General features: G+C 63.5%; 12 protein-coding genes. 9 read left to right on the forward strand and 3 right to left on the reverse strand.

All coding sequences use genetic code 11. From position 1 onward, the window contains the following. Positions 1–189: 189 nt before the first annotated feature. The 3 genes from icmH to tssJ all read right to left on the reverse strand — a co-directional run bounded on the left by icmH (position 190) and on the right by tssJ (position 3,044). Positions 190–972, reverse strand: a complete 783-nt coding sequence (gene icmH / locus E1N52_RS23335) for a type IVB secretion system protein IcmH/DotU (RefSeq protein ID WP_133185096.1) — start codon at positions 970–972, stop codon at positions 190–192. Then, complete coding sequence (gene tssK, locus E1N52_RS23340; protein ID WP_133185097.1) at positions 969–2,315, reverse strand: type VI secretion system baseplate subunit TssK; 1,347 nt, start codon at positions 2,313–2,315, stop codon at positions 969–971. The genes icmH and tssK overlap by 4 nt, the downstream gene beginning before the upstream one ends. A gap of 114 nt (positions 2,316–2,429) precedes the next feature. Next, the gene (tssJ, locus tag E1N52_RS23345) at positions 2,430–3,044 is read right to left on the reverse strand and encodes a type VI secretion system lipoprotein TssJ (protein WP_133185098.1); all 615 of its coding nucleotides are present in this window, start codon (positions 3,042–3,044) and stop codon (positions 2,430–2,432) included. Between the two features lie 354 nt (positions 3,045–3,398). On the opposite strand from tssJ, the gene E1N52_RS23350 reads away from it, so the two are divergent. From E1N52_RS23350 to tssA, 9 genes are all read left to right on the forward strand, one after another. Then, positions 3,399–4,085 (forward strand): tetratricopeptide repeat protein, encoded by a 687-nt coding sequence (locus tag E1N52_RS23350; RefSeq protein ID WP_205965658.1) that lies wholly within the window; start codon positions 3,399–3,401, stop codon positions 4,083–4,085. Between the two features lie 60 nt (positions 4,086–4,145). Then, the gene (gene tssB, locus E1N52_RS23355) at positions 4,146–4,700 is read left to right on the forward strand and encodes a type VI secretion system contractile sheath small subunit (protein ID WP_133185099.1); all 555 of its coding nucleotides are present in this window, start codon (positions 4,146–4,148) and stop codon (positions 4,698–4,700) included. A gap of 18 nt (positions 4,701–4,718) precedes the next feature. After that, positions 4,719–6,212, forward strand: coding sequence for a type VI secretion system contractile sheath large subunit (gene tssC, locus E1N52_RS23360; RefSeq protein ID WP_133185100.1), 1,494 nt, complete (start codon positions 4,719–4,721; stop codon positions 6,210–6,212). Positions 6,213–6,354: 142 nt separating this feature from the next. Further along, positions 6,355–6,858 (forward strand): Hcp family type VI secretion system effector, encoded by a 504-nt coding sequence (locus tag E1N52_RS23365; protein ID WP_028206760.1) that lies wholly within the window; start codon positions 6,355–6,357, stop codon positions 6,856–6,858. An 81-nt stretch (positions 6,859–6,939) separates the two neighbouring features. Beyond that, a complete protein-coding gene (gene tssE / locus E1N52_RS23370) occupies positions 6,940–7,419 on the forward strand; it encodes a type VI secretion system baseplate subunit TssE (RefSeq protein WP_133185101.1) in 480 nt (159 codons plus the stop codon). A gap of 70 nt (positions 7,420–7,489) precedes the next feature. Beyond that, the gene (gene tssF, locus E1N52_RS23375) at positions 7,490–9,328 is read left to right on the forward strand and encodes a type VI secretion system baseplate subunit TssF (RefSeq protein WP_133185102.1); all 1,839 of its coding nucleotides are present in this window, start codon (positions 7,490–7,492) and stop codon (positions 9,326–9,328) included. Further along, positions 9,292–10,377, forward strand: a complete 1,086-nt coding sequence (gene tssG, locus E1N52_RS23380; protein ID WP_133185103.1) for a type VI secretion system baseplate subunit TssG — start codon at positions 9,292–9,294, stop codon at positions 10,375–10,377. The genes tssF and tssG overlap by 37 nt, the downstream gene beginning before the upstream one ends. A 31-nt stretch (positions 10,378–10,408) precedes the next feature. Further along, complete coding sequence (tssH, locus tag E1N52_RS23385; protein ID WP_133185104.1) at positions 10,409–13,069, forward strand: type VI secretion system ATPase TssH; 2,661 nt, start codon at positions 10,409–10,411, stop codon at positions 13,067–13,069. 69 nt (positions 13,070–13,138) lie between these two features. After that, entirely contained in the window at positions 13,139–14,260 is a 1,122-nt protein-coding gene (tssA, locus tag E1N52_RS23390) for a type VI secretion system protein TssA (protein WP_133185105.1), read from the forward strand. The last annotated feature ends 1 nt before the right edge of the window (position 14,261 follow it).

The following is a 14,261-nucleotide window of genomic DNA, read 5'->3' on the forward strand; positions in this document are numbered from 1 at the left end:
CTGCAACGATTCCAGGCAAACCAACGAATTATGATTTGCTTAGTTGTTCGTATCGACAATGCGTCAATTCGGCTACTTCTGCTGTTGCTTCGAAATATCCGCTGCTGCTGTGGTCCTGCTGCTTTTTGTTCGTGCCGTGCTGATCGAGTGCGAAAGGGGCGGGCTGCACGCCACGCCCTTTTCACACGCTCAAGGCAGCGAGATCGTCAAATTCGCCGATTGCGGACCGAGCTTGATGAGTTGCGTATACGGCGCGAGCGTGTGCACCGTGTTGTCGCGCAGCCAGGTGCTGAGGCCGAGCCACGCAAGCAGACCCACCAGCGCGAACACCGCGCCGATCGACCACAGCGGTACCTCGCGCTTGAGGCGGTGCGCAACCTGATCGGGCAGCGGCCAATGCGGCGCGAAGGGCGCGCGTTTGCCCTTGATATGCGCGATCTCGTCGCCAAGTCGCGCCGTGAGATAGGCGAGCTTTTCCGGTCCTTCGAGAATGTACTTGCCCTGGAAACCGAGCAGCAGGCACATATGGAAGACCTCGAGCGACTGCAGTCGCGGCGCGCCCTGTGCGCGGCATTCTTCGAGATACTGGAAGAACTTCTCGCCGGCGAGTTGCTCGCCGAAGAGCGCAAGCTGCAAGGGGCGGCGTTCCCACTCGGTGCGAATGCGGAACGACGATGCCAGTACCGATTCGTCGAGTGCGGCGCAGAACGCGAACTTGGCCGCGTACACGTCTTCGGCCGCGACGTTCAGCTTCTTCGCACCGCGCTCGAAATCGCCGAGAAACTGCTGCACGCGCGCGCCGAATTCGCTGGCGTCGCCCGGCTCGCGGCCGTTTTTCAACAGGAACAGCATGAAGAAGCCGTCGTAGAGCAAGTCGAGCAGCGAGCGTACCTGGTAAGCGGGCTCCGCGGCGGGCGAGGGGTGATTCACGGGCGGCGCTGCGTCGCCGAAAAGGGAAGGGGCGTTGCTCATGACGTCACCGCGATCAGTTCGAGTTTGAGATCGTTGATGCCCGAGGGCGCGTAGACCATGGCCGACTGCGCCTGCACCATGCGCTCATAAAGCGCGCTGCGCGCCTCGAACGCGAAATAGCATGCGCCGGGCCGCACGGGAATGGCGGGCGGCACCTGGGGCGTATAGACGAGCCTCACGCCCGGCATGGCCGAGAGCACGAGCTTGTCAACGTCGTCGGGCGCGCCGACCTTGAAGCGCGCCGGCACGGCTTCGACGAGATCGACGGCGGGCATGTCCGCCGAAACGGCGAGATAGAAGGTGGTCTTGTCGTCGATCTTGCCCGAATCGAGCCGGCCGATATGGAACGACGGACGCACTTCTTCGAGCGCAATGGCGAAGTACTGCGTGGAGATCACCGTTTCGAGCAGGTCGCGCAGAATCGTATCGAGGCGCGCAAAGCCGGGGCCGGGATCGTCGTGGCGGTACGCGGGCAGGTCGGCCAGCGCGTAGCCCTTGGAGAACGTCATGAGCTGGCCCGCGAGGCGCAGCAGCTCGTGAAAGAGCCGCTCGGGGTGAAGCGCCGCATGCTGATAGAGATGCGCGAGCGTGGCGAACGCGCCGCTTGCCGTATGCAGCAGCCAGAACGAGGCGATGTCGCCCGAACGGAACTCGATGATGTTCTTGGTCGGCTCGCGATGAAAGCCATAGAGCGCATTGACCTTGGCCTGCAGCGCGTCGATGAGCCGGCGCAGCCGCTGGTGCAGCAGCGGCGACGCTTCGATGGCGAGACTCGGCGGCACGAAGCTTTCGTCGACCTCGAATCCCGAAGTCGCAGTGCGCCGCACGCGTGCGACGGGCACCGAGAGCAACTGGTCGCGCGGCTCGCTGTGCGCGATCAGCTTGACGTTCGTTTTCAGGAACGTCACGTCGGCCTGCGCGGCGTCCGTGTAGTGATCGGCGACGCTCGCCTGCTCGCTCACGTAGCGCGTGACGAAGCCCTCGTTGCGATCGGGCGCGTAGTTCGTGCCGGTTTCGCGCATCTGGTGCAGCGCCAGGTAGAACGTGAATTCGTTGATGCCCTCGGGCAGCGTGTCGAGCGCCACGGGCGGCGGCAGGTCGTCGGCCTGCGGCGCGCTGTAGAGCGTGCCGTCCGGAAACACGAGCGCGAGTTCGCTCATGCGCAGCATGTTGCTGCCCAGTGCGTCGTGGTCGAGCCGCGCGGTGCGAACGCCCCAGTTGTACGGCGCAATGGCCTGGATCGATTCGAAGAGGCGCGCTTCGTGGTAGGCGTCCTGCCGCTGGAAGTGCTGAGGCCTGAGGAACAGGCCTTCTCCCCAAAGCACTTTCGAGGAATAACTCATGTTAAATCGGCTATATGCGTGATTCGGCCCGTGCCGCTCGCGCCGGCGATCGGCGGACTGAAATTGTTAAATATCCCGCTTGCTCGTTACTCTGCCTGGTGCTTTGCCCTTTATTCACCCGCAAGTCACCGACGAAAGCAGATTCAGCTGCTGCGGCGGTAATCCCTGGTCCGGCGAGATCACCGTGCCGCTCGTGACGGTCATTGCGCAGTTATGCAGGCCGACCATTATGCCGGATTTCTCGGATTTCGCAGGATCGAAGGCGAACTTCCAACGCTGCATGGCCGGATCGCGGAATAGGGCGACGATACCGAATGCCTGCGCCTCGCGTGAAACCTTTTCAGTGGCGTTATATCGCTGGCCCGGAATGAGCGTCACTTCCCGCACGCCGAGCAGGTCGCTGCCCAGCGCGCTCTTTTCTTTTGCGGGGTCGGTGAACGTATCGAACGGCGCCTGCTGGAATGACGTAGGGTCCTTCAGCACGTAGAGCCGCACGACGAGCGCAAGCGGCTTGCGGTCGGTCGCCGCGTTGAGGTTTTGCGCCGCAAGCAGCGTGATACCGAGGTCGCGCGGGGGTTTCTGGCTGTCCGGCACGTCGGGCTTGCCGATGCCCGCGAGCTGCAAAGCCGCCGACGCCGCACTGCCGAGCGCCGGCACGGCCGCCGCGCAACCGGCGAGTTGCGTCGTGACGATGACAATCGATGCGAAACGAATAACACGCGCATTCATTATGTGTTGGCCAGGCGTGAATGCCCGGAGTCCGTTAAGTGGTGATATGCGATCCGGATAATGCTATCCGCATAAAAGCGCATTTAACCCCGCTTGGCGCCGATAAGCGGTTGATTATTTGAGGCGGCAAACTTTTCCGGCTCGCTCGTGTTTTCAATTGCACGAGTGAGAAATTCTTTCCTGTGTGAATTTCTTGTGGCAGTAAACCCCGCGTCAAAGAAGCTATTTAGTGTCGGCGCATTACATTAAGAAGTTGAATTATCAAAATTTGGGCTGTACTATACCCGCGCGCTAGAGCTAAAGCAAAACTCTAGTTCCCTCCCATCGAATTAATAATTACACGTTGGTGAAAGAATGATAAACCGGGTCATTTCAAGGCTCTCCGGGGTGGTGCTGGCATGCGGGGTAATCGCGGGCTGCGCTACGCAGGACCATAATCTCGCGGCATCGCCAGACGCATTCAACAAGGCGCTAGCCGACGCCGATACCGCGGCGAAGGGCGGCGATCAGGATCGCGCGATCGCGCTTTACCAGAAACTCGCTGCGGCAGATCCGACGCGCGAAGAACCGTGGTCGCGCATCGCGCAGATCCAGTTCCAGCAGCAACACTATGGACAGGCCATCGTGGCGGCTCAGGAAGCGCTGCAGCGCGATCAGACCGATCGCGCTGCGAAGAGCGTGCTGGCCGTGGCCGGGTTGCGCGTCGCGACGCAGTCGCTCGGCGAACTGCGCCAGGATGCCTCGCTGCAGGGCGACGCGAAGTCCGATGCGCAGGCGCTCGCGAAGCAGTTGCGCGACACGCTCGGCGAAGATTCGCTGTTCCCGCCCGAGCAGGCGGATAAGCCCGCGCCGAAGAAGCGCCGCATCGTTCGCCATGTGCAGAAGCCGGCAGCGAAGCCCGTTGAAACGGCCGAGGCCACGCCGGCTGCACCGTCAGCGCCCGCTGCCCCCGCGGCTGCGGCTCCTGCGCCTGCTAAAGCGGCGCCGGCCAAAGCGGCTGCAAGCGGTGGCGCGTCCGATCCGTTTAGCGCACTGCGCTGAACCGCGTGGCGGTGAATTGCTGACAACAGGTCTTGAACGACTCGAACAGGGGAGCCCTCGATGGCCAAGAAAGAAAGTATTCAGAAGCGCTTGCAGAAAGTGCGGCCGCCGCGCGTCCAGTTGACGTACGAAGTCGAACTCGGCGATGCGATTGAGGTGAAGGAACTGCCGTTCGTAGTCGGCGTGATGGGCGATCTCGCGGGTCAGTCGGAAGTCGAACAGCCGCGTCTGCGTGACCGCAAGTTCGTCAATATCGACCGCGACAATTTCGACGACGTCATGAAGGGCATCGAGCCGCGCGCGGCGTTCCAGGTCGAGAACCGCTTGAGCGAAGCGGGCGGCAAGTTCGCCGTGGACTTGCGCTTTCATTCGATGGCCGACTTCAATCCCGACGAAGTCGTCGCACAGATCGAGCCGCTGCGCCGTCTGCTCGAGGCGCGCTCGAAGCTCGCGGACCTGCGCAACAAGCTCGCCGGCAACGACAAGCTCGAAGACCTGCTGAGCGAGGTGCTGGCCAACACGCAGCAGCTGCAGGCGCTCGCGGGCAACACGGGTGCCGCCGGCGAAGCGGAGCGTGGCGAGCGCAACGAATCCAGCGACAGCAACGATCAATAAGCGCCTGGGGAGATCGACATGAATCAGCAAACTGGCGCAGTTCGCGCACCGGCCCTGGAAGAAGCCCAGGCCGCGCCCTCGTTGCTCGACGAGATCGTCGAAAAGAGCAAGGTGGCCAAATCCGAATCCGAGCACGCGCGCGCGAAAGACCTTATCGGCGAGCTCGTGCATCAGGTGCTGGACGGCACCGTGATCGTCTCGAACAATCTGTCCGCGACGATCGATGCTCGCGTGGCCGAACTCGACCGCCTGATCTCGGCGCAGTTGAGCGCCGTGATGCACGCGCCGGAATTCCAGCGGCTGGAAGGCACGTGGCGCGGCCTCGATTACCTGTGCAAAGAGAGCAATACCGGCTCGACCATCAAGATCAAGGCGCTGCATGCGCCCAAGCGCGACGTCGTGCGTGACTTCAAGACCGCCGTCGAATTCGACCAGAGCGCGCTCTTCAAGAAGATCTACGAAGAAGAGTTCGGCACGTTCGGCGGGGCGCCCTTCGGTGCGCTGATTGGCGACTACGAAGTGACGCGCCAGCCGGAAGACATGTATTTCATCGAGCAGATGTCGCACGTTGCGGCGGCGGCGCATGCGCCGTTCGTCGCATCGGCCTCGCCGGAACTGCTCGGCCTCGAGTCGTTCGCCGATCTCGGCAAGCCGCGCGATCTCGGCAAGGTATTCGACACCGTCGAATACACGAAGTGGAAGTCGTTCCGTGACGCGGAAGATTCGCGCTACGTGGGGCTCACGCTGCCGCGCTTTCTCGGTCGCCTGCCGTTCAATCCGAAGGATGGCGCGACGGCCGAAGGCTTCAATTTCGTCGAAGACGTGGACGGCACCGATCACGCCAAATACCTGTGGTGTAACGCGGCATGGGCCTTTGCGGCGCGCCTGACCGCTGCGTTCGACGACTTCGGCTGGTGCGCGGCGATTCGCGGCGTGGAAGGCGGCGGCCTCGTGGAAGACCTGCCCACGCACACCTTCAAGACCGACGACGGCGAAATCGCGCTGAAATGCCCGACCGAAATCGCCATCACGGATCGGCGCGAAAAAGAACTGAGCGACCTCGGTTTCATTCCGCTCGTCCATTGCAAAAACTCGGACTACGCTGCGTTCTTTGCCGCACAGTCAGTGCAGAAGCCCAAAAAATATAGTACCGACAACGCGAATGCGAACGCCGTGCTTTCGGCGCAGCTGCAATACATCTTCTCGGTGTCGCGCGTGGCGCACTATCTGAAGGCGATGATGCGCGACAAGATCGGCAGCTTCGCGTCCGCACAGAACGTCGAAGTGTTCCTGAATCGCTGGATTTCGCAGTACGTGCTGCTCGACGACAACGCCTCGCAGGAGCAAAAGGCGCAGTTTCCGTTGCGCGAGGCGTCGATCCAGGTCAGCGAGATTCCAGGCAAGCCGGGTTCGTACCGGTCGGTCGCGTTCCTGCGGCCGCACTTCCAGCTTGACGAACTGTCGATTTCGCTGCGGCTCGTGGCGGATCTGCCGAAACCCGCTAATTCGTAAAGCCGCGCAAGCGTGCGAATGAGTTGAGCCGGAGCGGTCCGTCGTTCATCCACGGATCGTTCCGGGAAGCAACCCGGGGCATCGCCCTCGGGCCCGCGTTAGCAAACTACCGTAAACCCCCACTCTGGGGAGTCGAGGCGTTATGAAGGACATCTATCTAAAATTCGGCAATCCGGCCATTAAGGGCGAGTCGCAGGACAAGGACCATGCCGGCTGGATCGAAATCGATTCGTGGAATCACTCGATTCTGCAGCCGCGTTCGGCAACGGCCTCGACGGCGGGCGGTCATACGGTCGAGCGTTGCGAGCATGCCGACATGCGCTTCCTGAAGGACATCGACGTCGTGAGCCCGCTGCTTTATCAGCACGCTTCGGGCGGCACCACCTTCGACGAAGTCACGATCGACTTCATGCGCTCGGACGGCGAGGGTAACCGTATCAAGTACCTCGAAATCAAGCTCAAATACGTGATCATCTCCAGCATCACGCCGGAAGTGGTCGGCGAAGGGCTGCCCACGGAGCAGTTCTCGCTGAAGTATGCGGCCGTGCAGTGGAAGTACACGCAGCAGAAGATCGGCGGCAACCAGGGCGGCAATGCGCAAGGCGCATGGAGCCTCACGAAGAACGACAAGACCTACGCGGTCTGACGCGGCGTGCGCAGGCGGCGCGCGCGATCGCGTGCACTGCCTGCGCCTGTTTCATCTGGCTGACCGACTCTATTTGAACCGATGAAGCGTTTCGAGCCAGGACTGCTTGACAAGCTCTTCGACGACGATCCGCATTCGCCGGCACCGGCGGCAGTGCGGCAGTTTTCGATCGAAGAACTCAAGGCGACCGTTGCGCGCGATCTGGAGTCGATCCTGAACTCGCGCATTGCGTTCACCGAGCACGAACTCGCGATGTTGCCCGAGTGCCGCCGTTCGATCCTGACCTACGGGCTGAACGATTTCGCGGGCTTGAGCCTTGCGAGCCATTACGATCGCGCATTCATCTGCAAGTCGATCCAGCAGGCAATCGAGCGGCACGAACCGCGATTGCAGCGCGTAACGGTGACGCTCGAACTGAACGAGCGCTCGACCAACGCACTGTACTTCGCGATTCAGGCGTTGCTGGTGGTGCATCCGGCGCAAGAGCCGGTGAGTTTCGACGCGATGCTGCAGCCTTCGACGCTGCAGTATTCGGTCACGCGCGCACGCGCAAAAGCATGACGCAGCCGCGACCGGCGGCGCGCGACATGGCATGAAACAAAGGTAGTTTTGGGGGGGCGGGAGCGTACCGATGGAAGAGCTGTTGCCGTACTACGAGCGCGAATTGTCGTTCCTGCGGCGTTATTCGCGCGAATTCGCCCAGCGCTACCCGAAGATCGCGGCCCGCCTCGCGATGACGGGGGAGCACTGTGAAGACCCGCACGTCGAGCGGATGATCGAGTCGTTCGCGTTGCTTGGCGCGCGCATCAACAAGCGCCTCGACGACGACTACCCGGAGTTCACCGAGGCGCTGCTGGAGGTGCTGTACCCGCACTATCTGCGTCCGTTCCCCTCGTGCTCGATTGCACAGTTCGGCGTCGCGGGCGCGCTCGGCAATCTCACCGAGCCGGCCGTGATCGAACGCGGCACGGAACTGAAGTCGCGGCCGATCCGCGGCGTGCAATGCCGCTTTCGCGCCGCCTACGACGTGACGCTCGCGCCGATCCGCATTTCGGAGGCGCGCTACGTGCCGGCGGCGATCGCACCGAGCGCGACAATCCTGCCGCCGAACGCAACGGGCGTCCTGTCGATCACGATCGAATCGACGTCGCCGCAGTTCGACCTCTCTGCGTGGAAAAGCGGCGCGCTACGTACCTACCTGCACGGCGAGCAGTCGTTCATCGCGGCGCTCGGCGACTGCCTGTTCGTGCATGCAATTGCCGCTTACGCCGAGCCCGAGCGCAATGGCCGCTGGCGCGCGCTCTCCGCGCTGCCGTTCGCGCAGGCCGGCTTCGACGCGGCTGACGCGCTGATCGACTATCCGGCGAAATCGCACCCCGCGTACCGCCTGCTCACGGAGTATTTCGCGTTTCCGGACAAGTTCGATTTCGTCGACTTCGACCTCGCGGCAATGACCGCCGCGGCGGGGCGCTGCCAGCGACTTACGCTTCATATCGTGCTCAAGGACGTGCGCGGCGACTCGCACGTGGCACGGTTGCTCGACGCACTCGCGGCGCACCATCTGCGGCTTTTCTGCACGCCCGTGGTGAACTTGTTCAAGCAGCATGGTGAGCCGATTCGCCTCGATCATCAGGCGGTCTCGTATCCGGTTGTGGCAGAGGGGAGGCGCGCATTCGCCTACGAGGTCTATTCGATCGACTCCGTGCAACTGGTGCGGCAACGCGCGCACGAAGAGACGGTCGTCGAGTTCCGGCCTTTTTACTCGCTGCGCCATGGCGAATCGATGCGTGCCGGTCACTACTGGTTTGCCCGTCGCGACGAATCCGTCGCACAAAAGAGTCCCGGCTACGAAACTGAAATCTCGATCGTCGATATCGACTTCGAAGTGGATACCGAGCAAAACGAAACACTGAGCCTCGATCTGACCTGTACCAACCGCGATTTGCCCACTGCGCTCGCGACCGGTCTCGAAGGCGGCGATCTGTTTCTGGAGGGCGGCGCGATTGCGAGTAGCATCGCGCTCCTGATGCGGCCGACGCCGTGCGTGCGCTTCGAGCGCCGGCAGGCCGCGCACTGGCGGCTCATTTCGCATCTCGCGCTCAACCACGTCTCGCTCGTGAACCACGGCGCCACCACGCTCAAGGAAATGCTCGCGCTCTATGACCTGCGGCGCACGGCGGTGTCGGCGCGGCACGTGGACGGCATTGTCGACGTCGAGCAGCGCGCGGCCGTGCAATGGTTGCCCGGCAAGCCGTTCGCGACCTTCGTGCGCGGCATCGAGATCCGCCTGACCGTCGACGAGGATCACTTCGTCGGCACTAGCCTCGGAACGTTCGTGCGCGTCATCGACGTGTTTTTCGGGCTTTACGTGCACATCAACAGCTTCGTGCAACTGGTCGTCGTTTCGCGGCGCACCGGCGAGGAGATCATGCGATGCAGCCCCCGCAGCGGCGAATCGATTCTGGCGTAATCGAGCGGCTGCTCGATGAGCCGCACCGCTTTGGGTTCTTCCAGGCGGTGCGCCTGCTCGAGCGCTGGTTCGTCGACAAGGCCGGCGCGCGGCAGCGCGACGTGCTCCCACAGCGAATCGGCTTTCGCAACACGCTGTCGCTCGCGTTTCCGGCCAGCGAAATTGCGGGCGCCGTGTCTTATGACGCGGCCGGCGCGCCGCTGGCCGATGCCGAGAAACGCTCGGCCGCGCTCGATGCGGGCGAGCTCGAACGCGTGGATCTCACGCCCGCGTTCTTCGGGCTGCTGGGCGCGCAAGGCGCGCTGCCGCTGAACTACACCGAGCAGATCGTCGCGCGCGAGCAATTGCGGCGCGACCGCGCGGCACGCGAGTTTTTCGACGTGTTCTCGAACCGCGCCACGGCGCTGTTCTATTCGGCGTGGAAAAAGTATCGGCTTCCGTTGCACTACGAACTCGATCGCGACGAACGCTATCTGCCACTGCTGCTCGCGCTTGCGGGTGTGGCCAACGACGCGTCGCGCGAGAGCCTGCAGGACGGTGGCGGCGCGCTCTTCGACGAGGCGATCGCGGGGCATGCGGTGGCCGCGCGTCATCAGCCGGTTTCCGCCGCGTATCTGCGCCAGACGCTCTCCGACTATTTCGGCGTGCCCGTGCAAGTCGAACAGTTCGTAGGCAAGTGGTACGACGTGCCGCCCGATCAGCTTTCCATGCTCGGCCAGCGCAACGTGATGCTCGGCGCAACGGCGCTTGCGGGCGAGCGCGTCTGGCAACGCGACATGCGTGCGCGCCTCGTGATCGGGCCGCTTTCGAAGACCGACTATGAGGCCTTCCTGCCGGGCGCGGAACACGCGCTCGCACTCGAACGCATGCTCACGCTGGTCGCGCGCGTGACGCTCGAATACGAGGTGCTGCTGGTGCTGCGCCGCGAGGAAGTTGGGCCAAGCCGCCTGGGCGCCGGCGCGCGTCTCGGCTGGGATGCTTTCCTTTGCACGCACGAAGCCGACCGCGACCGCCGCGACGCACGCTACGAACTGCACGTCATTCATTGAACACAAGAGACCCGAGGCCGGACCGGACGACATGAGCACGCCCCTGAAAACCCTGATCGCGAAGCTGAACACGACCTGCCGGCTGGCTACCGAGCGTGCGGCGAGTGCGTGCCTGTCGCGCGGACACTACGAAGTGGACCTCGAGCACGTGCTGCTCGCGCTGCTCGAAGAACCGGCCAGCGACCTCGCCTGCGTGCTGCGTGCGTCGCGCATCGATGCGCATGCGCTGCGTGCGGATCTGGAGCGCGAACTGCAACGCCTCAAGACGGGCAATACACGTACGCCGGTGTTCTCGCCGCATTTGATCGCGCTGTTCGAGCAGGCCTGGCTCATCGCGTCGCTCGACTCGCAGATCGGGCGCATCCGCTCCGGTCATCTGCTGCTCGCGCTCTTGAGCGCGCCCGATCTCGCGCAGTTCGCGCAGCGCATGTCAGCGCGTTTCGCCGAGGTTCCAGTCGCCGAACTCAAGCATCGCTTCGAGGAAGTGACGCACGGCTCGGTCGAGGTCGAGCCGGTCGAAGGCGCGGCAGAAGCCGGTAGTGAAGTCGCGAGCGTAACGAGTATCGCTCCTTCGAAAACGCCCGCGCTCGATACCTACACGACCGACCTGACTCAGCGCGCGCGCGAGGGGCTCGTCGACCCGGTGATCGGGCGCGAAGCGGAAATCCGCCAGACGATCGACATCCTGATGCGCCGCCGCCAGAACAACCCGATTCTCACCGGCGAGCCGGGTGTGGGCAAGACGGCTGTGGTGGAAGGGCTCGCACTGCGCATCGCCGCGGGCGACGTGCCAGAGGCGCTGTGCGGCGTTGTGCTGCGCGTGCTGGACATGGGGCTGCTGCAGGCTGGCGCGAGCGTGAAGGGCGAGTTCGAAAACCGTCTGAAGAGCGTGATCGACGAGGTGAAGAAAAGTGCACAGCCCATTGTGCTCTTCATCGACGAGGCACACACCATCATTGGAGCAGGCGGCCAGGCGGGCCAGAACGATGCGGCGAACCTGCTCAAGCCCGCACTCGCGCGTGGCGAGCTGCGCACGATCGCTGCGACTACGTGGAGCGAGTACAAGCGCTACTTCGAGAAAGATGCGGCGCTGGCGCGGCGTTTTCAGGTGGTCAAGATCGAGGAGCCGGACGAAACGCTCGCGGCAGCCATGCTGCGCGGTATGGTGGGGCTCATGGAGCGCCACTTCGACGTGCGCATTCTCGACGAGGCAATCACCGAGGCCGTGCGGCTGTCGCATCGGTATATCAGCGCGCGGCAACTGCCCGACAAGGCCGTGAGCGTGCTCGATACCGCGTGCGCCAGGGTGGCGCTCGCGCAGGGCGCGACGCCCGGCGCGATCGACGACGGCAAGAAGCGCATCGAACGTATCGAAGCGGAGATCGCTTCGCTCGAGCGGGAAACCGTGCATGGCGCCGAGCATGAGGAGCGCCTCGCGGCGCTGCGCGAGGCGCGCGACACTGCCGCTCGCGAACTGGCAGAAAGCGAGACGCGCCACGCCGAGGAGCGCGAACTCGTGGCGCAGATCACGAAACTGCGCGGCCAGATCGACTCGGCGCGCGAAGACAGTACGTCATCCGAACGAATGCGCGACGCCGATGCCGCGCGCGAATCGTTGCCGTCGCTCATCGCGCGCCTGCACACGCTGCAACAGAACGCGCCGATGGTGCCGCTGCAGGTCGATGCGCACGTGGTGGCGGAAATCGTCGCTTCATGGACCGGCATTCCGCTTGGCCGCATGGTGAAGGATGAAATCCAGACCATGCTGAATCTTCATCCGTTGCTGGCCGACCGCGTGATCGGCCAGGATCACGCGCTCGAAGCCATCGCGCAGCGCGTGCGCACGGCGGGCGCGAATCTGGAGGACCCGAACAAGCCGCGTGGCGTCTTCATGTTCGTGGGACCGTCCGGCGTGGGCAAGACGGAGACGGCGCTCGCATTGGCCGACATTCTCTACGGCGGCGAGCGCAAGCTCATCACCATCAATATGAGCGAGTATCAGGAGGCGCACAGCGTGTCGGGCCTGAAGGGCTCGCCGCCCGGCTATGTAGGCTACGGCGAAGGTGGCGTGCTGACCGAGGCCGTGCGCCGCAATCCGTATTCCGTCGTGCTGCTCGACGAAGTGGAAAAGGCTCATCCCGACGTGCTGGAAATGTTCTTCCAGGTTTTCGACAAAGGCACGATGGACGACGCCGAGGGCCGCGCGATCGATTTTCGCAACACGCTCATCATTCTCACGTCGAATGTGGGTTCGACTGCCGTCATGCAGGCCTGCCTGAACAAGTCCGATGAAGAACTGCCTGACGCTGAGGCGCTGGCAGAGCTGCTGCGCCCGCAACTGTACAAGTCGTTCAAACCCGCTTTCCTCGGCCGCATGAAAGTCGTGCCGTATTACCCGATCTCCGACGATGTGCTCGCTGAGATCATCGAGCTGAAGCTCGAGCGCATTCGCCGCCGCGTCGAGGCGAACCATGGCGCGACGTTCGAATGGGACGAGTCGCTCGTCGATGCGGTGCTCGCACGATGCACTGAAGTCGATTCGGGCGCGCGCAACGTCGACCACATTTTGAACGGCACGCTCTTGCCGGAACTCGCACAGCAGATTCTGGAGCGCATCGCGCAGGGCACATCGCTCGCGCGTGTGAGCGTGCGCGCCGATGATGCAGGTGAGTTCGAGTACGCGGTGCAATGACCATGACCATGAAACGCGGCCGCCGCGCTTCGCTCGAAGCCCGCCGCCTTAGCCCTTTTGTAGAACGCCATGTCGACTGACACGACCGCGCTGCTAGCGCCTATTAATGAAGCGTCGCCGTGCGGCGCCGACCTGCTGTTTTCGGCGGATTTCGACGCGATTCAGCATGCACGCCGCTTCGACGACCCGTCGCTCGACCAGGGCGAGTGGATCACCGAGATCAAGGAAGCCGACTGGCCTTTCGTCGTCGAGCGTTGCACGGCAATGCTGCGCACGCAGACGAAGGACTTGCGGCTCGCCGTGTGGCTCACCGAGGCGCTCGCGATTCAAGAGGGCGTGCCGGGACTCACGCAGGGCTATGCGCTCCTGGCCGGACTCGTCGATCAGTATTGGGAGCAGGTTCATCCACTGCCCGAAGGCGACGACACGGAGTATCGGCTCGGCAATGTCGCGTGGCTCGCGGGCCGCACGGCGGAATTGCTGCGTTCGGTGCCGCTCACGCAGTCGGGTGTGGCGTTCAGCGCGATCGACTGGGATGTCGCGATGCACGTCGCGCAGGCAGTCAAGCGCGATCCGGATCACGCAGACGATATCGCGCGCGGCAAGCCTTCGGTTGAGCAGATCGACGCCTCGAAGCGGGCCACGCCGGCTTCGTTCTATCGAACGTTGCTCGCGCAGTTGAAAGCATTCGAAGCCGCTCTCGCTGCGCTCGATATGGTGCTCGAGGCGCGAGCCGGTGATGCGGCGCCGAGCTTCCGGCAAGCGCGCGAGGCCAACGAGAGCGTGTATGGACTTGCGGAGCGGTTCGCGCGTGACGTGGGCGTGAACCTGAATGCGGAGACTTTGGAGCCTGCCGTGCAACCGGCCGCTTCGCCCGTGGCTGTCGAACGCGCAGAACCGAGCTTCAAGACACCTTTGGCCGTTGAGGACACCATGGCGAATCCGATTCGAATGCCGGTCCGCGCGTACGCGGGCATACAGAGCCGTGCCGAAGCCGTCGCGCAACTGCGTGCGGTGGCGGTGTTCTTTCGCGAGACCGAACCGCATAGCCCCGCCGCCTATCTCGCGGACAAGGCGGCGGAATGGGCGGAAATGCCGCTGCACAAGTGGCTTTCGTCCGTGGTGAAAGACGATGGCACGCTCGCGCAAATTCGCGAGATGCTTGGTGTGAAGACGGATGATGCGGGTTGAG

The sequence above is a fragment of the Paraburkholderia guartelaensis genome (genome assembly GCF_004353905.1).
Taxonomy (GTDB): Bacteria; Pseudomonadota; Gammaproteobacteria; order Burkholderiales; family Burkholderiaceae; genus Paraburkholderia; species Paraburkholderia guartelaensis.

What these genes read in the sequence shown, in the direction of transcription:
- E1N52_RS23365 (WP_028206760.1), top strand. Translation starts at nt 6,355, where the DNA reads ATGAAGGACATCTATCTAAAATTCGGCAATCCGGCCATTAAGGGCGAG.
- tssB (WP_133185099.1), top strand. Translation starts at nt 4,146, where the DNA reads ATGGCCAAGAAAGAAAGTATTCAGAAGCGCTTGCAGAAAGTGCGGCCG.
- tssH (WP_133185104.1), top strand. Translation starts at nt 10,409, where the DNA reads ATGAGCACGCCCCTGAAAACCCTGATCGCGAAGCTGAACACGACCTGC.
- tssE (WP_133185101.1), top strand. Translation starts at nt 6,940, where the DNA reads ATGAAGCGTTTCGAGCCAGGACTGCTTGACAAGCTCTTCGACGACGAT.
- tssG (WP_133185103.1), top strand. Translation starts at nt 9,292, where the DNA reads ATGCAGCCCCCGCAGCGGCGAATCGATTCTGGCGTAATCGAGCGGCTG.
- tssC (WP_133185100.1), top strand. Translation starts at nt 4,719, where the DNA reads ATGAATCAGCAAACTGGCGCAGTTCGCGCACCGGCCCTGGAAGAAGCC.
- icmH (WP_133185096.1), bottom strand. Translation starts at nt 972, where the DNA reads ATGAGCAACGCCCCTTCCCTTTTCGGCGACGCAGCGCCGCCCGTGAAT.
- tssA (WP_133185105.1), top strand. Translation starts at nt 13,139, where the DNA reads ATGTCGACTGACACGACCGCGCTGCTAGCGCCTATTAATGAAGCGTCG.
- tssK (WP_133185097.1), bottom strand. Translation starts at nt 2,315, where the DNA reads ATGAGTTATTCCTCGAAAGTGCTTTGGGGAGAAGGCCTGTTCCTCAGG.
- tssF (WP_133185102.1), top strand. Translation starts at nt 7,490, where the DNA reads ATGGAAGAGCTGTTGCCGTACTACGAGCGCGAATTGTCGTTCCTGCGG.
- tssJ (WP_133185098.1), bottom strand. Translation starts at nt 3,044, where the DNA reads ATGAATGCGCGTGTTATTCGTTTCGCATCGATTGTCATCGTCACGACG.
- E1N52_RS23350 (WP_205965658.1), top strand. Translation starts at nt 3,399, where the DNA reads ATGATAAACCGGGTCATTTCAAGGCTCTCCGGGGTGGTGCTGGCATGC.